The organism is Bradyrhizobium sp. USDA 3650, assembly GCF_054057395.1.
Window position 1 is genome coordinate 3,322,946 of the sequence record NZ_JBSRZG010000001.1, and the last position, 16,792, is coordinate 3,339,737.

Genomic DNA, 16,792 nt, shown 5'->3' on the forward strand with positions numbered 1-16,792 from the left:
ACGGCGCGAGCGCGCCATCTAGATTGCGCCTGCGCCTGTTTTTGGGCCGGCAACTTTATCGATTTCAAGCAAGGGTGCAGGCACCATCCGCGAAATCGCTCGTCTGCGGCGACCTGACTGTCTAGAGGGGCACGCGACTACGAGAGGTCTGGCGCGGTGAAGTCCGCCGTTTCTTTCGTTCGGTACGCCAGACGGCGACACAGGATGTCCCCGCGGTTGACGCGGCATGCGGTTTTTCGTCCCGTTTGTCATGCGGCATAGCAGGGTCGTTTCGACCGGACATCCCGACCACGCGAGCAAGTGCGGGCGATGTGCAGTCGCAGAGAGAAGCAAGCTGGAGTATGCAGATTAGCAGCGAGCGCCGGAAAACACCGAGCTCAAGTCGGAATGAAGCTGAGGTGGACGCGCAGCTGAGCCCAAGCGAAGCTCAGCGGACCAGAAAGATAACGATTCAACTTTCAGACAGCATTTTCCAGCGACTTGAAGCCGCGACTGACCGCCCGGGGATGCGCGAGAGGGTCGTCGCCCAGGCGGCTCTTGAGCGCTTCCTGGATCGGGCCGCCTAGGGATGCTGTTGTTTACACCGCCATCGATCGGAATGAGCAGGTGCTCAACTTCTGCATTTCGGGTGGGCTTTCCTCGTCCAGTACGGGACGGGGTGAATTCTCCAGCAATGGCCGGCAAAGGAAGGACACTATCCCTCAATCCCCCTTGGCTCAAAAAGTTAAATTGGAAGTCTCAGATCGGACTCAAGCGCAAGTCGACGGGCCAAAGCAGGTCAGTTCACGTCGTGATCCAGAGCGCCGAAATGGTCATCCTGGAAGCCGATCAGGACGTGGAGTGGTGAACTCGACCTTGCGCCGCCTGACTTCCCGCCTCTCCGACCGACTGATTGCCTGAGAAGCTCCAAGCAGCTGGTCGGATATGCGACATGCGTCGCAAGCTCGACAGGCATGATACAAGAAATGTGTAATTTCAATGAGCGCTGGCTGGCATGCGACTTGCAATTTTTTCTCCGCAAAGCCAGGTAAAGCGAATTTGAGCAATGACCAGTCTGACTGAGAGCGCAAGTCAAGTCGGTGCGGCGAACCTGCTGAGCGTCGGTTCGCGGGCCCCCTCGATCGAAGTGGAGAACTGGCTACGCGGCCAGCCCGTTAGAAAGTTCGAACGTGGGAAAGTATATATCCTCGAATTTTGGGCGACGTGGTGCGGGCCATGTATCGCCTCGATGCCAAATCTGGTGGTCCTGCAAGATAAATACAGGAACAACGGAGTTGAGGTGGTGGGCATCGCGGCTCACGAACAAGCTTCGACGGAAAATGAAGCGCGAGCCAGCTTGGACGCCTGGTTGACAAAGAGCTTGTCAAATCTGAACTACGCGATTGCATTCGACTACGCCGGCGAAATGAACAAGCTTTGGCTGGATCCAAGCTTTTCTGTCGGGATTCCCACGTCATTCATCGTTGACCGTGACGGCCGCATCGCCTTTATTGGCCATCCGACGCAGCTCGATCATGCCTTGCCCAAAGTTCTGAACGGATCCTGGGCAATGAGCGATGACGCCAAAGCGCTGGATGCGGAAAGGATAAACACGGGCCGACGCAGAAAGCGTGAACTATCGCAGAAGAGAGCTCTAGTGGAGCCGATCTTTGCCAGACTTGAGCCCGCCATGAAGAGAAAGGATTGGCCGGCAGCCCTTTCAGCTATCGAGGAGGCCCTCGCGGCGATGCCGACCGAGGTCTCCTTCCGTGGGCTTCACGCGGAATTGTTGCTTCACAAAATTCGCGACCCGGGGGCTGGCCTGCCGGTGTTGCGCCAATTAGTTCGCGACGCGATCGAGAAGAAGTCCGTGGTTTGGATGAGCGTCGCGATCCGCCAACTGTTCGACCCCGCGAAAGACTACTCCGATTTTCCACATGCGGAGCGCTTTGCCATGGGCAAGGAGCTCTCCGAACACATCCTGGCTGCGAATCCGCCCCGAGGCAGCGAGGGCGCGAAGTTCCTGTCGTACGGGGCGGTCGCTCAGTACTATTACGAAACCGGTAAGAGGGACCGCGCGATCGAATTGGTCGAGGTGGCGCTGAAGTGGCTGGATGCAGCGCCTGCCTCGGATCTAGCGAAACGGGACGTCGTGGAGTGCTCTCTCCAGGCGTTGGCGAGCTACAGGCGTGAGAAGCTCTCTCAGGAGTGCTGTTCAGCCCCGCAAAACACGGCTCTTGAAAAACCGGAACCGAGATCGCCAAGGGAGGCAGCGTGAGCAATGCTGCTTGGCATGTCTTTTCGGCCTCGTGGTTTTGCGATCGAAATCGAAGCCTCTTGGGAATGTCGGGGCATTCACATGAAGTGAGGACAGGAGGCGCGAGCCGGTGAACGCAGGCGAGGCCGCACCACCATGAGTTCTTATGGCGAGTGTTTCCTCAAGGTTGGTCGCTTCGACGCTACAGCGGCGAGAGTGCCTGCTAAAGTGAAGAGTGGTCGGCGGCTGCTAAGATTGGCGTCTAGAAGATGCTGGATGGCATCTTCGAACAAAGAAAAAGATAGAAATGGGTGGTGACGCTGATGCTTTCCAGCTCTCAAGGAAGCTTTCTCAACGTTCTATCGCTGCTCTCGGAAGCGGTTCAGAACTTCGTTCCGCGTGGACGGCAAGCCGATTCGGGAGAGGCGCCAGTCCGTGGCTCTGGACTGTGCTGTTCGGAGCCGTCAGATTCCCCTGCGCCCGCTGGTGAAGGAACACTGAGCGAAGCTGCACCTTCATTGAGCGCCCTCTTTGCGAGCACGGCGCCGGGGCGAGCATGATGTACAATCCGCGCCAGCGCCGCTCTGTCAAACCGGCCGCCCTGTTCCGGCAACCTGGGCCCTGGTACAAAGTTCTTTATGTCCAGGTGCTCATAGCGATCCTGATCGGCATTCTCGTTGGCTGGCTATGGCCCGCTGTCGGGACGAGTAGCTGGGTCAAAGCGCTTGGTGATGGCTTCATCAAGCTGATCAAGATGGTGATCGCGCCGATCATCTTCTGCACTGTTGTGTCCGGAATTTCGCATGTTCAGGATGCACGAAAGGTCGGCCGAGTCGGCGTCAAGGCGCTACTTTATTTCGAGATCGTGTCAACCTTCGCGCTCATCCTAGGTCTTTTGATGGGCAATCTCGCTCAGGTCGGTCGTGGGCTCGCTCCCAAGGGGGATGCCGCGGCCGTAGCCAACTACGTCAAGACGGCGGAAGCGCAGAAGACGGTCGATTTCCTCCTCAATATCATTCCGGATAGTGTAGTTGGCGCCTTGGCCCGAGGTGACGTGCTCCAGGTGCTACTGTTTGCCGTCCTATTCGGGTTCTCGCTGATGGCGCTTGGGGAGGGGGGTGAGCGGATGCGCGGTCTGGTTGACGATGCCGCACAAGCGGTGTTTGGAGTCATTAGGATCGTAATGAAGGCAGCGCCCATCGGGGCGTTCGGCGCCATGGCCTACACTATCGGCGAATTCGGACCGTCCGCGCTCGGTAAACTCCTCGGATTGATTGCCCTGTTTTATGTGACAGCCGGGCTCTTCGTGATCATTGTGCTTGGCCTGATCGCGCGCTTGGTAGGCTTTTCTATTCTAAAGTTCATCAGGTACATCAAGGATGAGCTGCTGATCGTGCTCGGAACATCGTCGTCCGAAAGCGCGCTGCCGCAGTTGATGGAAAAACTGGAACGGCTCGGCTGTTCGAAGGCGGTCGTTGGCCTGGTGGTGCCGACAGGATACTCTTTCAATTTGGATGGGACGAACATTTACATGACGTTGGCGACCTTGTTCATTGCGCAAGCGCTCGGGATCGATCTCAATTTCGGCCAGCAGCTCACGATACTCATTGTGGCGATGCTCACCTCGAAAGGCGCAAGCGGTGTTACCGGTGCCGGCTTTGTCACCCTGGCCGCGACCTTGACTGTGGTCAGTCCTGAACTTGTCCCTGGCATTGCGATCGTATTCTCGATCGATAAGTTCATGAGCGAGGTGCGTGCGCTGACCAACGTCATCGGGAACGGTATTGCCGCGGTGTTTGTGTCCTGGTGGGAAGGCGAACTCGATAATGTTTCGCTACACGCGCAGTTAAAATAAATGTGCGAGCTCAGCCTAGATCGCTGACGAATGCCGCGGGCCAACAAAGCCGTACCGTTTAATCCTCATTGGGAGCAGGCGACCATCCGGTGGAGACATCTGTTTTTTTCGAAAGCGCCACACAGATCAATGATTCCCCTTAAGCTGTCGATTTCGAAGCGAGCCGGCTCGACGTTCCCTTATGAGCATCATTTAGATCACGCATGATTCAGGCGTAGTAGCCAGGATCGCCCGATCGGGATGATGGTAATGCATGGCGAACTCATCGTGACTAAAACCCCAGGATCAGGCCGCGGGATAACCCTGTGGCGAAGGTCACAGTCCATCAGTTTACGAGCTACGACATCACTTCCGATCACATGGTTAGGTCGAGACGTTGCAGCGCGCGTGGGCTATCGTTGTCATCAAAGCGAACGTCCTTGAGAACACCGCTGTAGAGGTCGACGACGCTGTGCTTGGGAGAGAGCTATCGCCAAATTTCGGTGACGGCCTGAGCCGGTTAGGCGGCGGCGGTTGTGGGCTGACGGTCGGTGACTTGTTGATGACCTCGATCCCGTCGTTGAATGTCACACCGAGAACGGGTTTTGAGAACTGATTATGACCGTCGAGGCAGCGCCAGCTTCTCTGCGCGCCCACGGCCAGTTTGAAGACCATCGCAAGCGCGGTCCTGTTGGACAGGCAGCCCTTCGATCGGATCGTGCGGTGTCGCAGGTAGCGAAGGTGCTTTCAATGGGATTGGTAACCGGTATGAGAGTTTCTCGGTGCCGATGTTCCGCTGCGATATTCAGGATCGTAGCGTATGGTGCGACCATCGGGACAGAGGCACCGGGAGCACGAAAGGTGCGGGCAGGCCGATGCATTCGATGAGCCGCGAGCTCGAGTTAGTAGCTGGCCGCCTCTGCGACTCGCCCGGTTGCGCTGAGAGCGCGAATCCGTAGTTGTCGTGTCGCCCGTAGCTCCCGTTCTGTGGTCTGATTGGCAGGAGGTGCGAATGCGACGGGTGATTGGCATCGACGTCCACCGAACCTTTCGGGGAGGTGGTGGTTTGGGAGGATGGCAGGCTCCGACATGCGGGCCGCATTGATATGACGCGGACTGCATCGGAAGGATTTGGCAAGACCCTGCTGGCCAGTGATGAGGTGGTGGTCGAAGCGACCGGCAACAGCATGGCGGTATCCCGGGTTCTGGCCCCGTTCGTGGCACAGGTGATTATCGCCAATCCGCTGCAGGTCAAGGCGATCGCCCAGGCTCACGTCAAGACCGACAAGATTGATGCCGGCACGCTCGCCAGTCTGCAGGCGGCCGGGTACCTGCCGCAGATATGGACGCCTGACGCGGAGACGGAACGCAAGCGTCGGCTGGTGGCGCGGCGCTACCAGGTCGTGCGGCATCGCACGCGGCTCAAAAACGAGGTCCATTCGATTCTGCACGCCGCACCTGATCCCAAAGTGCCCGCATGCCGATCTTTTCAACGGCCGCGGCCGGACGTGGTTGGCCGCTCAACCGTTGCCGGACGATGAGCGCGCAGCGATCGATCGGCACGTGCGCGAGCTTGGCCGGCTGGCGGAAGATCTGGCCCTGCTCGACCGCGAGATCGCGCAGGACGCCATCGACGATTCCGCGGTCAACAGATTGATAACGATCACCGGCGTCAACTTGGCGGTCGCTGCCGGCATCATGGCGGCGATCGGCGACATAAGCCGGTTCAACAGCCCGCAGAAGCTGGTGAGCTATTTTGGGCTGAACCCGCGGGTGCGGCAATCCGGACTGGGCGCCGCCCATCACGGCCGCATCAGCAAGATCGGCCGCAGTCACGCGCGCGCCATGCTGGTCGAGGCGGCCTGGGCAGCGGCCAAGGCGCCCGGTCCGCTGCATGCGTTTTTCGTGCGCATCCGCGCCCGGCGCGGCCATCAGATCGCCGCGGTGGCCGTGGCCCGGAAGCTCACCGTGCTTTGCTGGCATTTGTTGACGAAGCGCGAGGATTACCTGTGGCCGCGCCCGGCACTGGTCGCCATCAAGACCCGCGCGATGCAGCTTCAAGCCGGACATCCGCAACAGAAAGGCAGCCGACGTGGGCTAGCGTATGCCTACAACATCAAGGCATTGCGCGACCGCGAGATGTTGATTGCCGCACAGGCGGAGCAAAGCTACGAGCGCTTGGTGACGCAATGGAAACCACGGCCAAAAACCGGCGCGCGGGCGCCTCAGGTCGGCAAGACAAAATAGGGCAGCCTGGTGGCGCTTGCAGCCGATACGCCACGCTTCGCCACGAGGTCGCCCGCGCCCGCCGAGGGTAATCCCGTCTGACGGCAAGTGCCATCCAGGAATGTATTCCCGTTCCACGCCAGCATGCCGCCGTGCTCGGGCCGGTCAAGGCCAAGCCTTGCGGTGGCCGCAAACGCGGCCAGCCTTGACCGCTCCTGCGCGCGGCGGCTGCGAGATCGATAGCCGGGACGGAAGAATGGCCCGCGGCGCAGCCGAACAAAAGAATGGACGTACGCGATTTCTGCAATCGTCATCTCGGTCATGAACAAATCGCTTGTCCATCTCATCCGTCGTGCGTAGGTGTTTCCAATGCTCGGCCAGGAGGTCGTAGAAAGCCAGCAGCGTGTCCCCATCCTTGCGCAGGCAGTCGGCGGTTTCCTGCAGCGGACGAACCGATTGGCCGATCAAGGCCGAGCTCCTCGGGCGTCTCTGTGAGCATTATGCGGCTGAGGGGCCTTAGTGGTTTTGTCGCACTTGGCCAGATAGTCACGCACTGCATCTGTTCGATAGAGTGGCCGGCCATCGACGTAGCGCCATTTCAGCGGTTGGTTCGGGTCGCGCCGGCTCGAGTGCACCGGGCGTGCGCCGGATAACCGTGGCCGCCTCTAATGCGGTCAAGTTGGAGCTGCCCGGCAGCTTATCGATGTTGAATGTCGCGGGCGGCGGCATGCCACGGCTCTTGCGATGGCGCTTCGTGGCGCGCGGCATTTTCCTACTACCTGGCGATCCAAATGCCTCAATTTAAGTCTTTTCTTCCTTGCTGCCCATGGCCTCGGCCCCGAACCGTGATCGGTCTGAGGCAATAAGATCGTAGGCATCCCCAGCAAGAACCACAATCCGTAGACCCTAGCTAACCAATTCCAGCCATAGTTGAGATCGAGGGCTGATCGCCCTTCTTGCGTGGCACACCGGCACAGAGAGAGGGAAGGAAGCATGACGGAGCCGGCTAACCAGCTGACACTTACCGATGCGGTGATCCGCAACGCAACGCTGCCGCCAGGTAAGGCGCAGCACTATCTCCACGACGACAAGCTGCCCGGCCTCGCTTTGCGGATGCGCGCCACCGGCGGCCGGACCTGGGTCTACCTCTTCACCAAGCCGGGGGTGAGGGGGACCCAGCGTAAGACCCTCGGCGCATGGCCCAAATATAATGAGAAGGCCGCGCGCAAGGCCGCCACCATCGCCGCAGGCGAGGTCGTCAAGGGCTTGGACCCAAACGACGTCAAGCGCGAGGCGAGGCGGCGACAGGCAGCCGAGAAGCAGCGCACCACGCTCGCGACCCTCATTGCTGAAGATGGCCCCTACCAGACGTCCTTGACCGAACGTCAGGTCGTCAACTGGAAGCCGGCAATGTCGGCGCTGCGGCGCGGGCTCAAGGATCACGCCGAGAGCGGCGTGGCGGACCTGACGCGACGCCAGGTCATGGCTGCGGTCGACAAGATTGCCAAGACCGGCAAGCGCGGTGCAGCTAGGGACTTGCGCAAGCACGTGCATACCTTCCTCGAATGGAGCGTCGGTGAGGGCTATGTCGAGCACAACGTACTCGCTGGCTATCGCGCTCCCAAGGAACCGCGCGCGCAAAGGGTCGGACGCCGAACGAAGGGTCGCGCGCTGACCGATGAGGAAATCATCACGGTCTGGGATGCATCCGGCAAGCTCGGGGCTTTCGGTCTCCTGGCACGCATGTGCCTGCTCGGTGGTCCGCGCCGTAGCGAGCCAACCATGATCGAGTGGCGAAAGCACATCATGGATGGCCGTATCACGTTCGATGCGGCATGGACAAAGATGGGGCTGCACCACGATGTGCCGCGCACTCACCTGGTTGACGAGGTGCTCACGGCCGCGAAACATTTCCAGCGGGCAACCTCGGACTATGTCTTCCCGTCACCAAAGACCGGCGGCCAGATGTCCGGGTTCACCAAGATGGTCGACCGCCTTAAAGGAAGCGAGCGTCGCCAAGTTCACCATGCATGACCTAAGGCGCAGCTTGCGCACCATCATGTCACGCTGTGGCTACGACAACGAAATTCAGCGGCTGTGTGTTGGGCAAAAACCAAGCGGAATCGATCAGGTCTACAATCATGACGGACAGTGGATCATCCGCAAGATGGCGTTCGAAGCGGCTCACGACTACATTGCGCAGCTGGTCACTGATCAGCTCTTGAATACCGGGGCGCAAGAGCGACGCGCCGGAGATCGCCCGGTCGGTACAGCTGTCAACGACAGTCCAGCCTTGTTTCTCGGCATGCAGGCGGCAGAGCCGCAACTGATCCTCCATCGAGGCGTCTCGTTGATTGTCCGATGAGTAGCGGGCATAGCGCGCGACCTTCATGAGGCGACCTCCTTACTCCGAGAGGCGGTCTCGCGTCCGGCTGTCTGCTTCGGCTTGAACGAAGTCCCGCGCGGCCTGTGGCGCCAGCAGTCGGACCAGATTGGCCGAGGCGTGGATCGGGCTTCGATGACGCAAGCACAGGCGGTTCGTGGGACGCATCGGCGACCACACGAAGCTTTTCGGCTGTTGTACGTCTCGGTCGCGCCACGATCGCGTCCTTGTCCTCGTGCGGAACACTCCGCTTCGTGACAATGATGCCAACTGATAGCGCGTTGGCAAGATAGAAAGATGTTGTAAATCAATGACTTGAATGGAAACGGAGCGAATGCTGGAGGGTGGCAGCGTAGCGGCGAGGCACGGGTCGACCGTCCGTCGTAGCGATCATATTTTGTGATCGCCTCCCTTGAAAGGGGGGCGTCTTGCTATGATGGCACTCCCCAGCACCTTGGAGAGGCCGTCTTCATTTGCCGGCACCGACAGTTCCACCAGCCTTGCACTCCAAGGAAAACGTGGCTATATATCTGGATATAGCACGGAGGCAGGCGATGAGCAACAGTGCGCAGAAGAGAGCCCTCGAGAATTATCGGTCTCGTCTGACTGAGCGCGGCATCGCGCGGTTCGAGATCCAGGCGCTCGACGCCGACCGCGATCTACTCCGATCCCTTGCCCGGAAATTGACGGAGGAAGGTCCGGAAGCCGGGCAGCTTCGCCGCACCATACAGCAGGCAGTGGCGGGCGAGCCTGCGAAAGCGGGCGGCATTCTCGCCGCTTTGCGTCGCTCACCTCTGGTTGGCGCGGATCTCGACCTCGGCCGGCCGCGAGAAGAGGGACGTAAGGTCGATCTGTGACCCGCTATCTCCTTGACACAAATATCATCAGCAACGTCATAAAGCCGGAGCCGTCGGGCTCGCTGCTGGCTTGGATGGGCGCGCAGAAGGACAACGACCTCTTCATTGCTTCGCTTACCGTCGCCGAAATCTGTCGAGGTATCTTGGAGAAGCCGAAGGGCAAGAAGCGGAGCAGCCTTGAAACTTGGTTCGCCGGCCCCGAAGGCCCGCAAGCCCTGTTCGCCGGCCGCGTCCTATCGTTCGACGAGAAAGCTGGCCTCGTCTGGGCGCGGCTGATGGTCAATGGCAAAGCCAAAGGCCGTTCGCGAAGCGTCCTAGACACAATCATTGCCGCCGTAGCCGAAGCTAACGACTGCGTTGTCGTGACCGACAATGAAAAGGACTTCGAGGGCGTTCAAATCATCAACCCGCTCCGTAGCTTTGGAAGCCAGGAGGCAGGCAGGTGACGATAGCTCGAACGGTCCGGCCGATTCATTTCAAGGATTTCGGCGGCAGCGAGTTCGAGCGCCTTGTGTTCGCCTACCACCTTTGCGACGGCTGGACTGATCTTGCTTGGTTCGGCCAAGCCGGACATCTTCAATACGGATCAGGGCTCCCAGTTCACCGGACAGGCTTTTACCGGCGTGCTCGCCGACAACGGCATCGCGATCAGCATGGACGGCAAGGGCGCATGGCGGGACAACGTGTTCGTCGAGCGGCCATGGCGCAGCCTCAAATACGAGGAGGTGTACCTACGGGCCTATGATAGCGTCAACGAGGCGCGCAATTCGATCGGCCGATATCTCGACTTTTATAACAGTAGACGTCCCCATTCGAGTCTTGACGGCAGCACGCCCGATCAAGCCTACTTCACCTCGCTGCCGCTCCGCCTGGCAGCATACCCCCGGCAGACGCGCTCCACTTATCGATGCGCAGATTCTGTTCAGACAACCGGGACCAGCTCAACCTGACTTCAAGCGACTGGGCGAGACAAAGAGGCCTTTAAGCGAAGCCAAGGATATCGAAGTCGGTTGAGGATGTCGTTGTACGCGACACCGAGCGAGAAGCGCATCAAGGTCGGCAGGATGCTCGGAGTCGAAGCGAAATTGCGCGTGCCACTCGAGTTTTGTCCGATGAACACCGCAATGAGGTTGTCGGTGAACTGATCCCCCGTGAAAGACGATGAGCGAACCGCGCCCGAGCCCACCGTGAAACTGCTCATCGCGATACCGTAGATATAGGTGAAGTCGCCCGTGCCCTACTAGCGCCGCCGACTTGCTCCAGCGGTTTAGAAAAGTCGGAAGCCCGTAGGGCGGAACATTCGTACGCAAGGCCAGCGCGGCCCCACTCCTGTTCTGGACCCATCATCGAGAAGACGCCTCGCAAGTCCGACCGTAGCCCTGGCGCCCGGATATTTATCCAGCCGCCCTCCCGAGCATACAAAGAGCATGACGACGCCGTTCCCTCGTATAGCGTTTCCAACTATTGAGATTCACGACTTGGTGCATGAAGTGGTGGTAAAGAATTCGCACTGTTGACTGCGGCAAAGTGCATTCCCAGTCGGCACTTCGCGCGGCCGATCCCGATGCACGTCGATGATGATGACTTGGCCCTTGGGGCGGCGGCAACGGCCTCACATTTCATAGGAAGGCTGCGATTCAACTCATTTCGAGAGAGCTTAAATCGTACATAGCGTCATATTGTACGCTTTCGATCGCAGTTGCGCCTCCGTTGTGCCATTGCGAAGACAGTTATCGCGGATGTGTCGGCTTATGGACAATACCGGCAATGGCATGAGTGATGCTTGTTGGAACAAGCGAGAGGTTAGATCGATGCCGTCGATGCATGTGCACTCGGCAGCCACCGGATCCTGCTGGACTGGGGGCGCTAGGGTGAGTGAGCCGTCGGCGCTGTCTTCATCTATCGCGGCCGCGGCTTGCGACCGTGAAGTGTTGCGGTGATGGGCGACGAACCGAGGATGATGCATGAGCGAACCGACATGAGGGATGCAATGCGAGGGTGCCCCCTCAAGATCTCTTTGTTCCCAATGGCGGAGCGCGGACGTGGATAATATACAATCGATGACTGCACAGGAGCTGCGCTCTGCAATTACTGGCGGCAGGGTCTTGGAGGTAACCACGACAACGGGCTGTGTCGTCGGATGTTCTTATTGCCCGCAGGACAAGTTCGCCGAACGGCAAAGAGCTATATCCGACGTGAAGCATCTTTCTTTGCAAGATTTCAAGCGATGCCTGGCGCGCGTACCAGCAACTGTGGACATCAGCTTTTCCGGGTATTCGGAGCCTTGGCTCAATCCGGCTTGCACCGAAATGGTTGAGCATGCCTACGCGTGTGGCCATGGAATCCGGATTTTCACAACCCTCGTAGGAATGAATGGGCGGGATCTAAGACGCCTGCGTGCGTTGCAGTTCCGCGGTTTCCTGGTGCACGTTTTTGACGACGGCACGCATATGGACAGTGGTCTCGTCAGGCGCAACTATGTCGATTTGATGCGTCAACTTGTTGATGCCGGCATTTCGTCACTGCTCTTCATAGTCATGGGCGAGGTGCATCCCGAACTAGTCGACATAATACCTGACGAAGCGCTCGTTCGCTCGCGTCCCCCGCGCAGCAGGCCTGCGAGCGGCGAGCTTAGGATGGTTGAAGCAAGACAGCCAATCGTTGGAGCGCTGACATGTCCTGACGAACGGCAATATCGGAATGTTCTTCTCCCAAACGGCGACGTTACTTTCTGCTGCATGGATTTTGAGCGACGGCACGTTCTGGGCAACCTTCTCCGCGACAGACACAAGGATCTCTTCGAAGGGGCGACATTTGGCAAGATTGCCAGTCGCATGAACGGCGCGGACGGTCTTCTGCTTTGTCGAACATGTGAATTCGCCGAGCCACTGAGGTCGGAATGCTCATCCTTGAGAGCAGTTGACCCTGACTGATCGAAACGAATCGGGAGCCCAGGCGAGGACGGCCTTGCCGCTCATCATCACATCAGCCGCGGGGACGACCCCGCCATCAACGGAGGTCGGCATGGCCTGGAGCATTTTGTTGGTCGCCGGCCTCCTGGAAGTCGCCTGGGCAATTGGCCTCAAATACACCGAGGGCTTTACCAAGCTCGTTCCGTCCGTGCTCACGCTCGTGGCCATGGCTGGCAGCGTGATCCTGCTCGGCCTCGCTCTGAAGACGCTGCCCATTGGAACTGCCTATGCGGTCTGGACCGGCATCGGCGCGGTCGGCACCGCGGCGCTCGGCATCATCCTGTTCGGGGAGCCGGCCGCCGCGTTTCGCTTTGCCAGCATCGGACTGATCGTGGCCGGCATTGTCGGGCTGAAGCTAGTGTCCTGACGAAAACGTCGAAAGCATTGACCCACTAGGTCAACGCCGCAAGGATCGGAGACTTGCCGCCGTGATTGTCCGGCATGGACAATTGAGCTGGGCGCGTTCCAGCGCACCGCCGAGGGCGCTGCGCCGACAACGGCCCCGGTGATACTGTGGCCGAAGAAAGTCGCCGTGAACCAGATGCCGATGCAGGCCCTCTGGGCCGAGACCCGTTGACCGCTAGCCTCAGTGTCGCAACGCGAACGCCCATGGTGAGGACGATACGCCCGTCGGCAACCGGCGTGCCCACGGCCATGGCGTCTGACCCGATGTACCACGCGGAGCGGCACGAACAATTCGCCACCGAACTCGCGAATACGAATAGAACAGTAATGGATCCCAGGTATGCCGCTGATGCTCCGGGGCGCAGGCTAAGAAAGTTCGCTTGCCCGAGTCATACGATGTCTGCCCTACGGAGCGGCAGGGGAGAAGATGCATCACAGAACGATATGATCGGCAGAGCGTCTTCATTTGCTCCGAACTGCTTCCGACCATCCCGCCCAAGAGTACGAGACCATCCTACTCGTTGAGCATGGTTGGGCGGCAGTGGTGAGCTTGACTCACTCCCGATCGAGCCAGCTCGCCCGTGACTGTCACCTCACGCGGAGCAACCGCGTATTCTGGTGTAGGGGTAGCCATCAAGGATGTGCGTTCGCGTCGTCAGAACAGCTGGCTGGTCGACCACCCAACCGAATGCAGGCTCGATATAACCAAGGTACGGCAAAGCTGCCCGCCCATAAGCCCAGCCCGGCACGATCGGCCGCGCGTTGCGCAGCATAGTATCGTCCCCTGGAGTATTGCTTCCAATCGAGCACGAGACCGTTGCGCACCAACCATTCTCCAATATCGGTGCCACCAGCTGAACAGGTCGCTATCGTCCGTCCACACTCATCCTCCAGGACTGGCACGCAACTGACTTCGCGATCTTCAACGAAGCTTTCAAGATCGCGCGCGGCCCTGAGGCCACATTGATATGGATTGCCCTTGATATCTCGGCACATTTGGGTCTCATCCGGCGCGTCAATGCCCCAGAGTCGAACGCGTGTTCTGTTGATTTCAAGGGTGTCGGTGCTGATGACCTTTGCCGGCCCCGTCAGCCCGCCGGCCAGGACGATGCTGAACAGTGCGAGCATGGTCAACACCACGATCAAGCCTGGCATGGCGATTTTCTTTGTCGGACCGCAACCATTCCCGACGAGCGCAGCAGAGCGCTGCCAAGTGGCCAAAGGCGCTCGATCGCAGCAGTGCTAATGTTCCGTAGGTAAGATCGCTCGACAGATGATTCCTCCTGAATCAGCAGCGCACCCCTCCCCTCACCTCCAACCTCGCCCGCGATGCTGTGCGACCCGGCTGCTGCGCTGAGCGAATCGGGCCCGTGCTCCACGTCATTGCGGCAGTCCGCCTCGGCTGCATCGCGCACCGGCAGGACGAACTCCGTCGTGCGCGTCCGCTGATTAGCGACGAGGCAGGCGCAGACGGCCGGCCGCAAGTCGGCGTGATAAGATTTCCCGGTGGCCTTGTCCGAAATGAGCATAAGCTCGGCCGCCTTTCTGGCACCGATAGCAGCAAGCACGCGCCGTCCGCGGTCGCTGCTCACGGCAACTGTAAGGGAAAGCGTATGCATCGCTTGAGCAAAACGGGCGCTCCGACGGCCATCGTTGTTATCAACGGCAACATGCCTTCTACAGGCGGTTGGCGACAACTCCGCCCGCAGTCACGCCGCCCAACTTGTTTCGCGAGCGCCAGCACAGCCATCTCAACCTCTAGCTGGACCAGGGACACAAGTGCGTAGGAAACCCCGAACCATGCGATGTTATAGAGATTGGCGGCGCCGAAGCCCGCGCCGTAGAGGGCCCAAAACGTGACGCAGACAACGATACCAGACTGATACGCCGTCGAGAGAGCAAGCGCCTTGCTGTACTGCAGATCGCGATGCGCGGTGTTGGACGGGATGAGCCGAGTGGCGAGCGCCTGCATCGCAAACAACGGCACCAGAAGCGTCGTGGCATTCATACCAAATTGCGGCAGGTCGGCCGGAACAAAGAGTATGTTTTCCAGCGACAGGCCGAGCGCAAGACCAAACGCAGCCGCCGCCGCGCCGAACAACAGAAACAGCATCGAGCCGGGGACGAAGCGCACCTCGGAGACGCCAACCGCAAAGTGCGGCAGGATCTCGAAGAACATGAACACAAGCGTCGCGGCGATGGCTTGCAGGGCAAATGACAGAGCGCCCCGCTCGCGCATAGCCTCGACCAGAAGCTCGGCGGCGACGCAGCACGTCGCAAGGCCTATGGCGTAGCTCAACACAAGCTTGGCGCCTGTTACTATTCCCGGTTCGATATGCATGGTCCAGGTCCCTCTTGCCTTTTTACTCGGGCCTTGTGTGGAGACCGCTCGAAACGGCATTTCAGTTTCCGCACCTGGGTCGACCGCTAACGTCCTGCTTCCGCCATGTCGGACCGGGTGTGCACATAGCCTCCGCTCGGTCTGCGGGACTTCGATAGCAACAGCTATGCCACCCCCGCCACCGCGCTTAAGCCTCTGATTGCGCATTGAAACGTTCCGTCCCCGCAAGGCTCGCCGTGTGAGTTAGCTGACATACTCTGGATGAAATTGGACACACATGGGTGCCCCGTCTTTGCTCAACCTGTGCCGTTTCGAACAATCGTTCTACCTCCCTCCTTGAATCGGAAATCCTGCGGCCGCCGGCGCGAAGACACCCTTTGCACGCGAACTAGCCGAGCGCGGCCGACCGCGCGAGGACCCAAGAGCATTCTCCAGCTGATCGGCGATGCGCTCCTGGTCCAGCAGCGTGTGGCGGGCCGCGCAGCCATTGCCGAGAAGCCCGACGCACTCTGGGGCAAGCCGGCGCTGGAGCGGCTCTATTCGCGCCTGAAAGACGGATACGAATTGAAGGAGCGGCTTGAGATGCTCCAGCGCAAACTGCGGGCCATCTCCGGAACGGCCACGCGCCGACGGGCATCATCGAGACACGGCGCTCGCTGCGTCTGGAGGGTTATAGTCGTGCTGATCGCGATGGAAGTTGCGATCGGATGCGGTCAGACTATTGCAGCAGCTCAGTGAAGTGCGGCTGGTCACAGCACGCGAGGCGCTTTCCTGGCGTCTGAGCGGGCCTACTAACGTATCAGGCCCGGTAGTTGCGCGGAACACGCTGTTCGGCGCACGCGGCGGCGTGTTTTGGCCAAGCCTTCGCCGTGCTCGTGCACGCGAGGTTCGACGAAATCCCTGTGCGGCTTGCGACCGAGCAAATAGGCTAGGCGACTTCCGGCGCAGTTCTCCGGACATCGATCAACGATGATGCGTGTATGGCAGACGCGCGGCAGAGCGTTCACCCCGACGATCCAGCGTGACCCGAGAAGACCCTTTGTCAGGTTGCGGCGGACCGCAACTGAGCTTATCCACTGTTGCCGAGTAGCTCGCGGAATACTTGCCTGGCCTTCCTCGTCGTCCGCCAGCGCGCGGCCAGTGACGACCGGAACAAGGACGGCCGATTTCACCAGAGCGCCTCGCTATGAGCGAAGGCCTTTCGCCGCTTTGACACATCGCCGCGGCTCGGTCGACGTCACCTTCGGTGATTTCCCTTGCTTGGCTGTTAGCGAAAGGCTCCAGGATCGATGAGCGCAGCGCACCGCGCGGGTTACAACTGAACATGAAAGCTCCGAACCGCGGTCCTCGGGTTCACTAACGCGACGGTCGCCGAGCTATACGCGCTCGGGACTGCAATGAGCGTGCATGGCAACTCCGCGTCAGCGATAACCGGACGACAAGGAACTGCGCCGCGAATTTCAAGCGGTTTTGACCTCGCATGCAGGCGCCGAGATATCCGACGTCCCTGTTGCCTGTAGACATTCCATCTGCAGGGA

Annotated in this window: 10 protein-coding genes and 6 pseudogenes; 10 read left to right on the forward strand and 6 right to left on the reverse strand. The window is 59.8% G+C overall.

From position 1 onward, the window contains the following. Positions 1-1,045 precede the first annotated feature (1,045 nt). Together ACVIN2_RS15465 and dctA are read left to right on the forward strand one after the other, a co-directional pair. Complete coding sequence (locus tag ACVIN2_RS15465; protein WP_456766221.1) at positions 1,046-2,257, forward strand: TlpA disulfide reductase family protein; 1,212 nt, start codon at positions 1,046-1,048, stop codon at positions 2,255-2,257. A gap of 538 nt (positions 2,258-2,795) precedes the next feature. Continuing rightward, positions 2,796-4,091 carry a C4-dicarboxylate transporter DctA gene (dctA, locus tag ACVIN2_RS15470; RefSeq protein ID WP_456769730.1) on the forward strand — a complete coding sequence of 432 codons (1,296 nt, stop codon included), beginning with the start codon at positions 2,796-2,798 and terminating at the stop codon, positions 4,089-4,091. Between the two features lie 499 nt (positions 4,092-4,590). Here the strand turns inward: dctA and ACVIN2_RS15475 are convergent. Then, a pseudogene (locus tag ACVIN2_RS15475) lies at positions 4,591-4,867 on the reverse strand (IS256 family transposase); the annotation flags it as partial. A 233-nt stretch (positions 4,868-5,100) separates the two neighbouring features. Between ACVIN2_RS15475 and ACVIN2_RS15480 the strand changes: the two are divergent. Then, positions 5,101-6,317, forward strand: a pseudogene (locus tag ACVIN2_RS15480) (IS110 family RNA-guided transposase). On the opposite strand, the gene ACVIN2_RS15485 reads toward ACVIN2_RS15480, so the two are convergent. Continuing rightward, positions 6,296-6,619 carry a hypothetical protein gene (locus ACVIN2_RS15485; RefSeq protein ID WP_456769890.1) on the reverse strand — a complete coding sequence of 108 codons (324 nt, stop codon included), beginning with the start codon at positions 6,617-6,619 and terminating at the stop codon, positions 6,296-6,298. The pseudogene ACVIN2_RS15480 and the gene ACVIN2_RS15485 sit on opposite strands and share 22 nt — an antisense overlap. Before the next feature lie 670 nt (positions 6,620-7,289). Between ACVIN2_RS15485 and ACVIN2_RS15490 the strand changes: the two are divergent. Further along, positions 7,290-8,505: pseudogene (locus tag ACVIN2_RS15490) on the forward strand (tyrosine-type recombinase/integrase); the annotation flags it as partial. Here the strand turns inward: ACVIN2_RS15490 and ACVIN2_RS15495 are convergent. Further along, positions 8,494-8,688 (reverse strand): annotated as a pseudogene (locus tag ACVIN2_RS15495) (recombinase family protein); the annotation flags it as partial. The pseudogenes ACVIN2_RS15490 and ACVIN2_RS15495 overlap by 12 nt on opposite strands. 545 nt (positions 8,689-9,233) lie before the next feature. Between ACVIN2_RS15495 and ACVIN2_RS15500 the strand changes: the two are divergent. The 3 genes and pseudogenes from ACVIN2_RS15500 to ACVIN2_RS15510 form a co-directional block, all read left to right on the forward strand. After that, positions 9,234-9,536 (forward strand): hypothetical protein, encoded by a 303-nt coding sequence (locus ACVIN2_RS15500; protein ID WP_317245359.1) that lies wholly within the window; start codon positions 9,234-9,236, stop codon positions 9,534-9,536. Next, complete coding sequence (locus ACVIN2_RS15505) at positions 9,533-9,982, forward strand: PIN domain-containing protein (protein WP_456766222.1); 450 nt, start codon at positions 9,533-9,535, stop codon at positions 9,980-9,982. Before ACVIN2_RS15500 ends, ACVIN2_RS15505 begins: the two co-directional genes overlap by 4 nt. Before the next feature lie 117 nt (positions 9,983-10,099). Beyond that, positions 10,100-10,486, forward strand: a pseudogene (locus ACVIN2_RS15510) (transposase); the annotation flags it as partial. A gap of 2 nt (positions 10,487-10,488) precedes the next feature. On the opposite strand, the gene ACVIN2_RS15515 reads toward ACVIN2_RS15510, so the two are convergent. After that, positions 10,489-10,737, reverse strand: a complete 249-nt coding sequence (locus tag ACVIN2_RS15515; protein ID WP_317245378.1) for a hypothetical protein — start codon at positions 10,735-10,737, stop codon at positions 10,489-10,491. Positions 10,738-11,596: 859 nt separating this feature from the next. On the opposite strand from ACVIN2_RS15515, the gene ACVIN2_RS15520 reads away from it, so the two are divergent. Both ACVIN2_RS15520 and sugE read left to right on the forward strand, forming a co-directional pair. Beyond that, positions 11,597-12,469, forward strand: coding sequence for an SPASM domain-containing protein (locus tag ACVIN2_RS15520; protein ID WP_456766223.1), 873 nt, complete (start codon positions 11,597-11,599; stop codon positions 12,467-12,469). Between the two features lie 91 nt (positions 12,470-12,560). After that, complete coding sequence (sugE, locus tag ACVIN2_RS15525) at positions 12,561-12,875, forward strand: quaternary ammonium compound efflux SMR transporter SugE (protein WP_007600067.1); 315 nt, start codon at positions 12,561-12,563, stop codon at positions 12,873-12,875. Between the two features lie 671 nt (positions 12,876-13,546). Here sugE and ACVIN2_RS15530 read toward each other — a convergent pair. Beyond that, on the reverse strand, positions 13,547-14,068 hold the full coding sequence (locus ACVIN2_RS15530; RefSeq protein ID WP_007605661.1) for a thermonuclease family protein: 522 nt from the start codon (positions 14,066-14,068) through the stop codon (positions 13,547-13,549). A gap of 433 nt (positions 14,069-14,501) precedes the next feature. Beyond that, positions 14,502-15,254 (reverse strand): energy-coupling factor ABC transporter permease, encoded by a 753-nt coding sequence (locus tag ACVIN2_RS15535; RefSeq protein WP_456766224.1) that lies wholly within the window; start codon positions 15,252-15,254, stop codon positions 14,502-14,504. A 373-nt stretch (positions 15,255-15,627) separates the two neighbouring features. Between ACVIN2_RS15535 and ACVIN2_RS15540 the strand changes: the two are divergent. Beyond that, positions 15,628-15,992, forward strand: a pseudogene (locus ACVIN2_RS15540) (RMD1 family protein); the annotation flags it as partial. Positions 15,993-16,792: the final 800 nt, after the last annotated feature.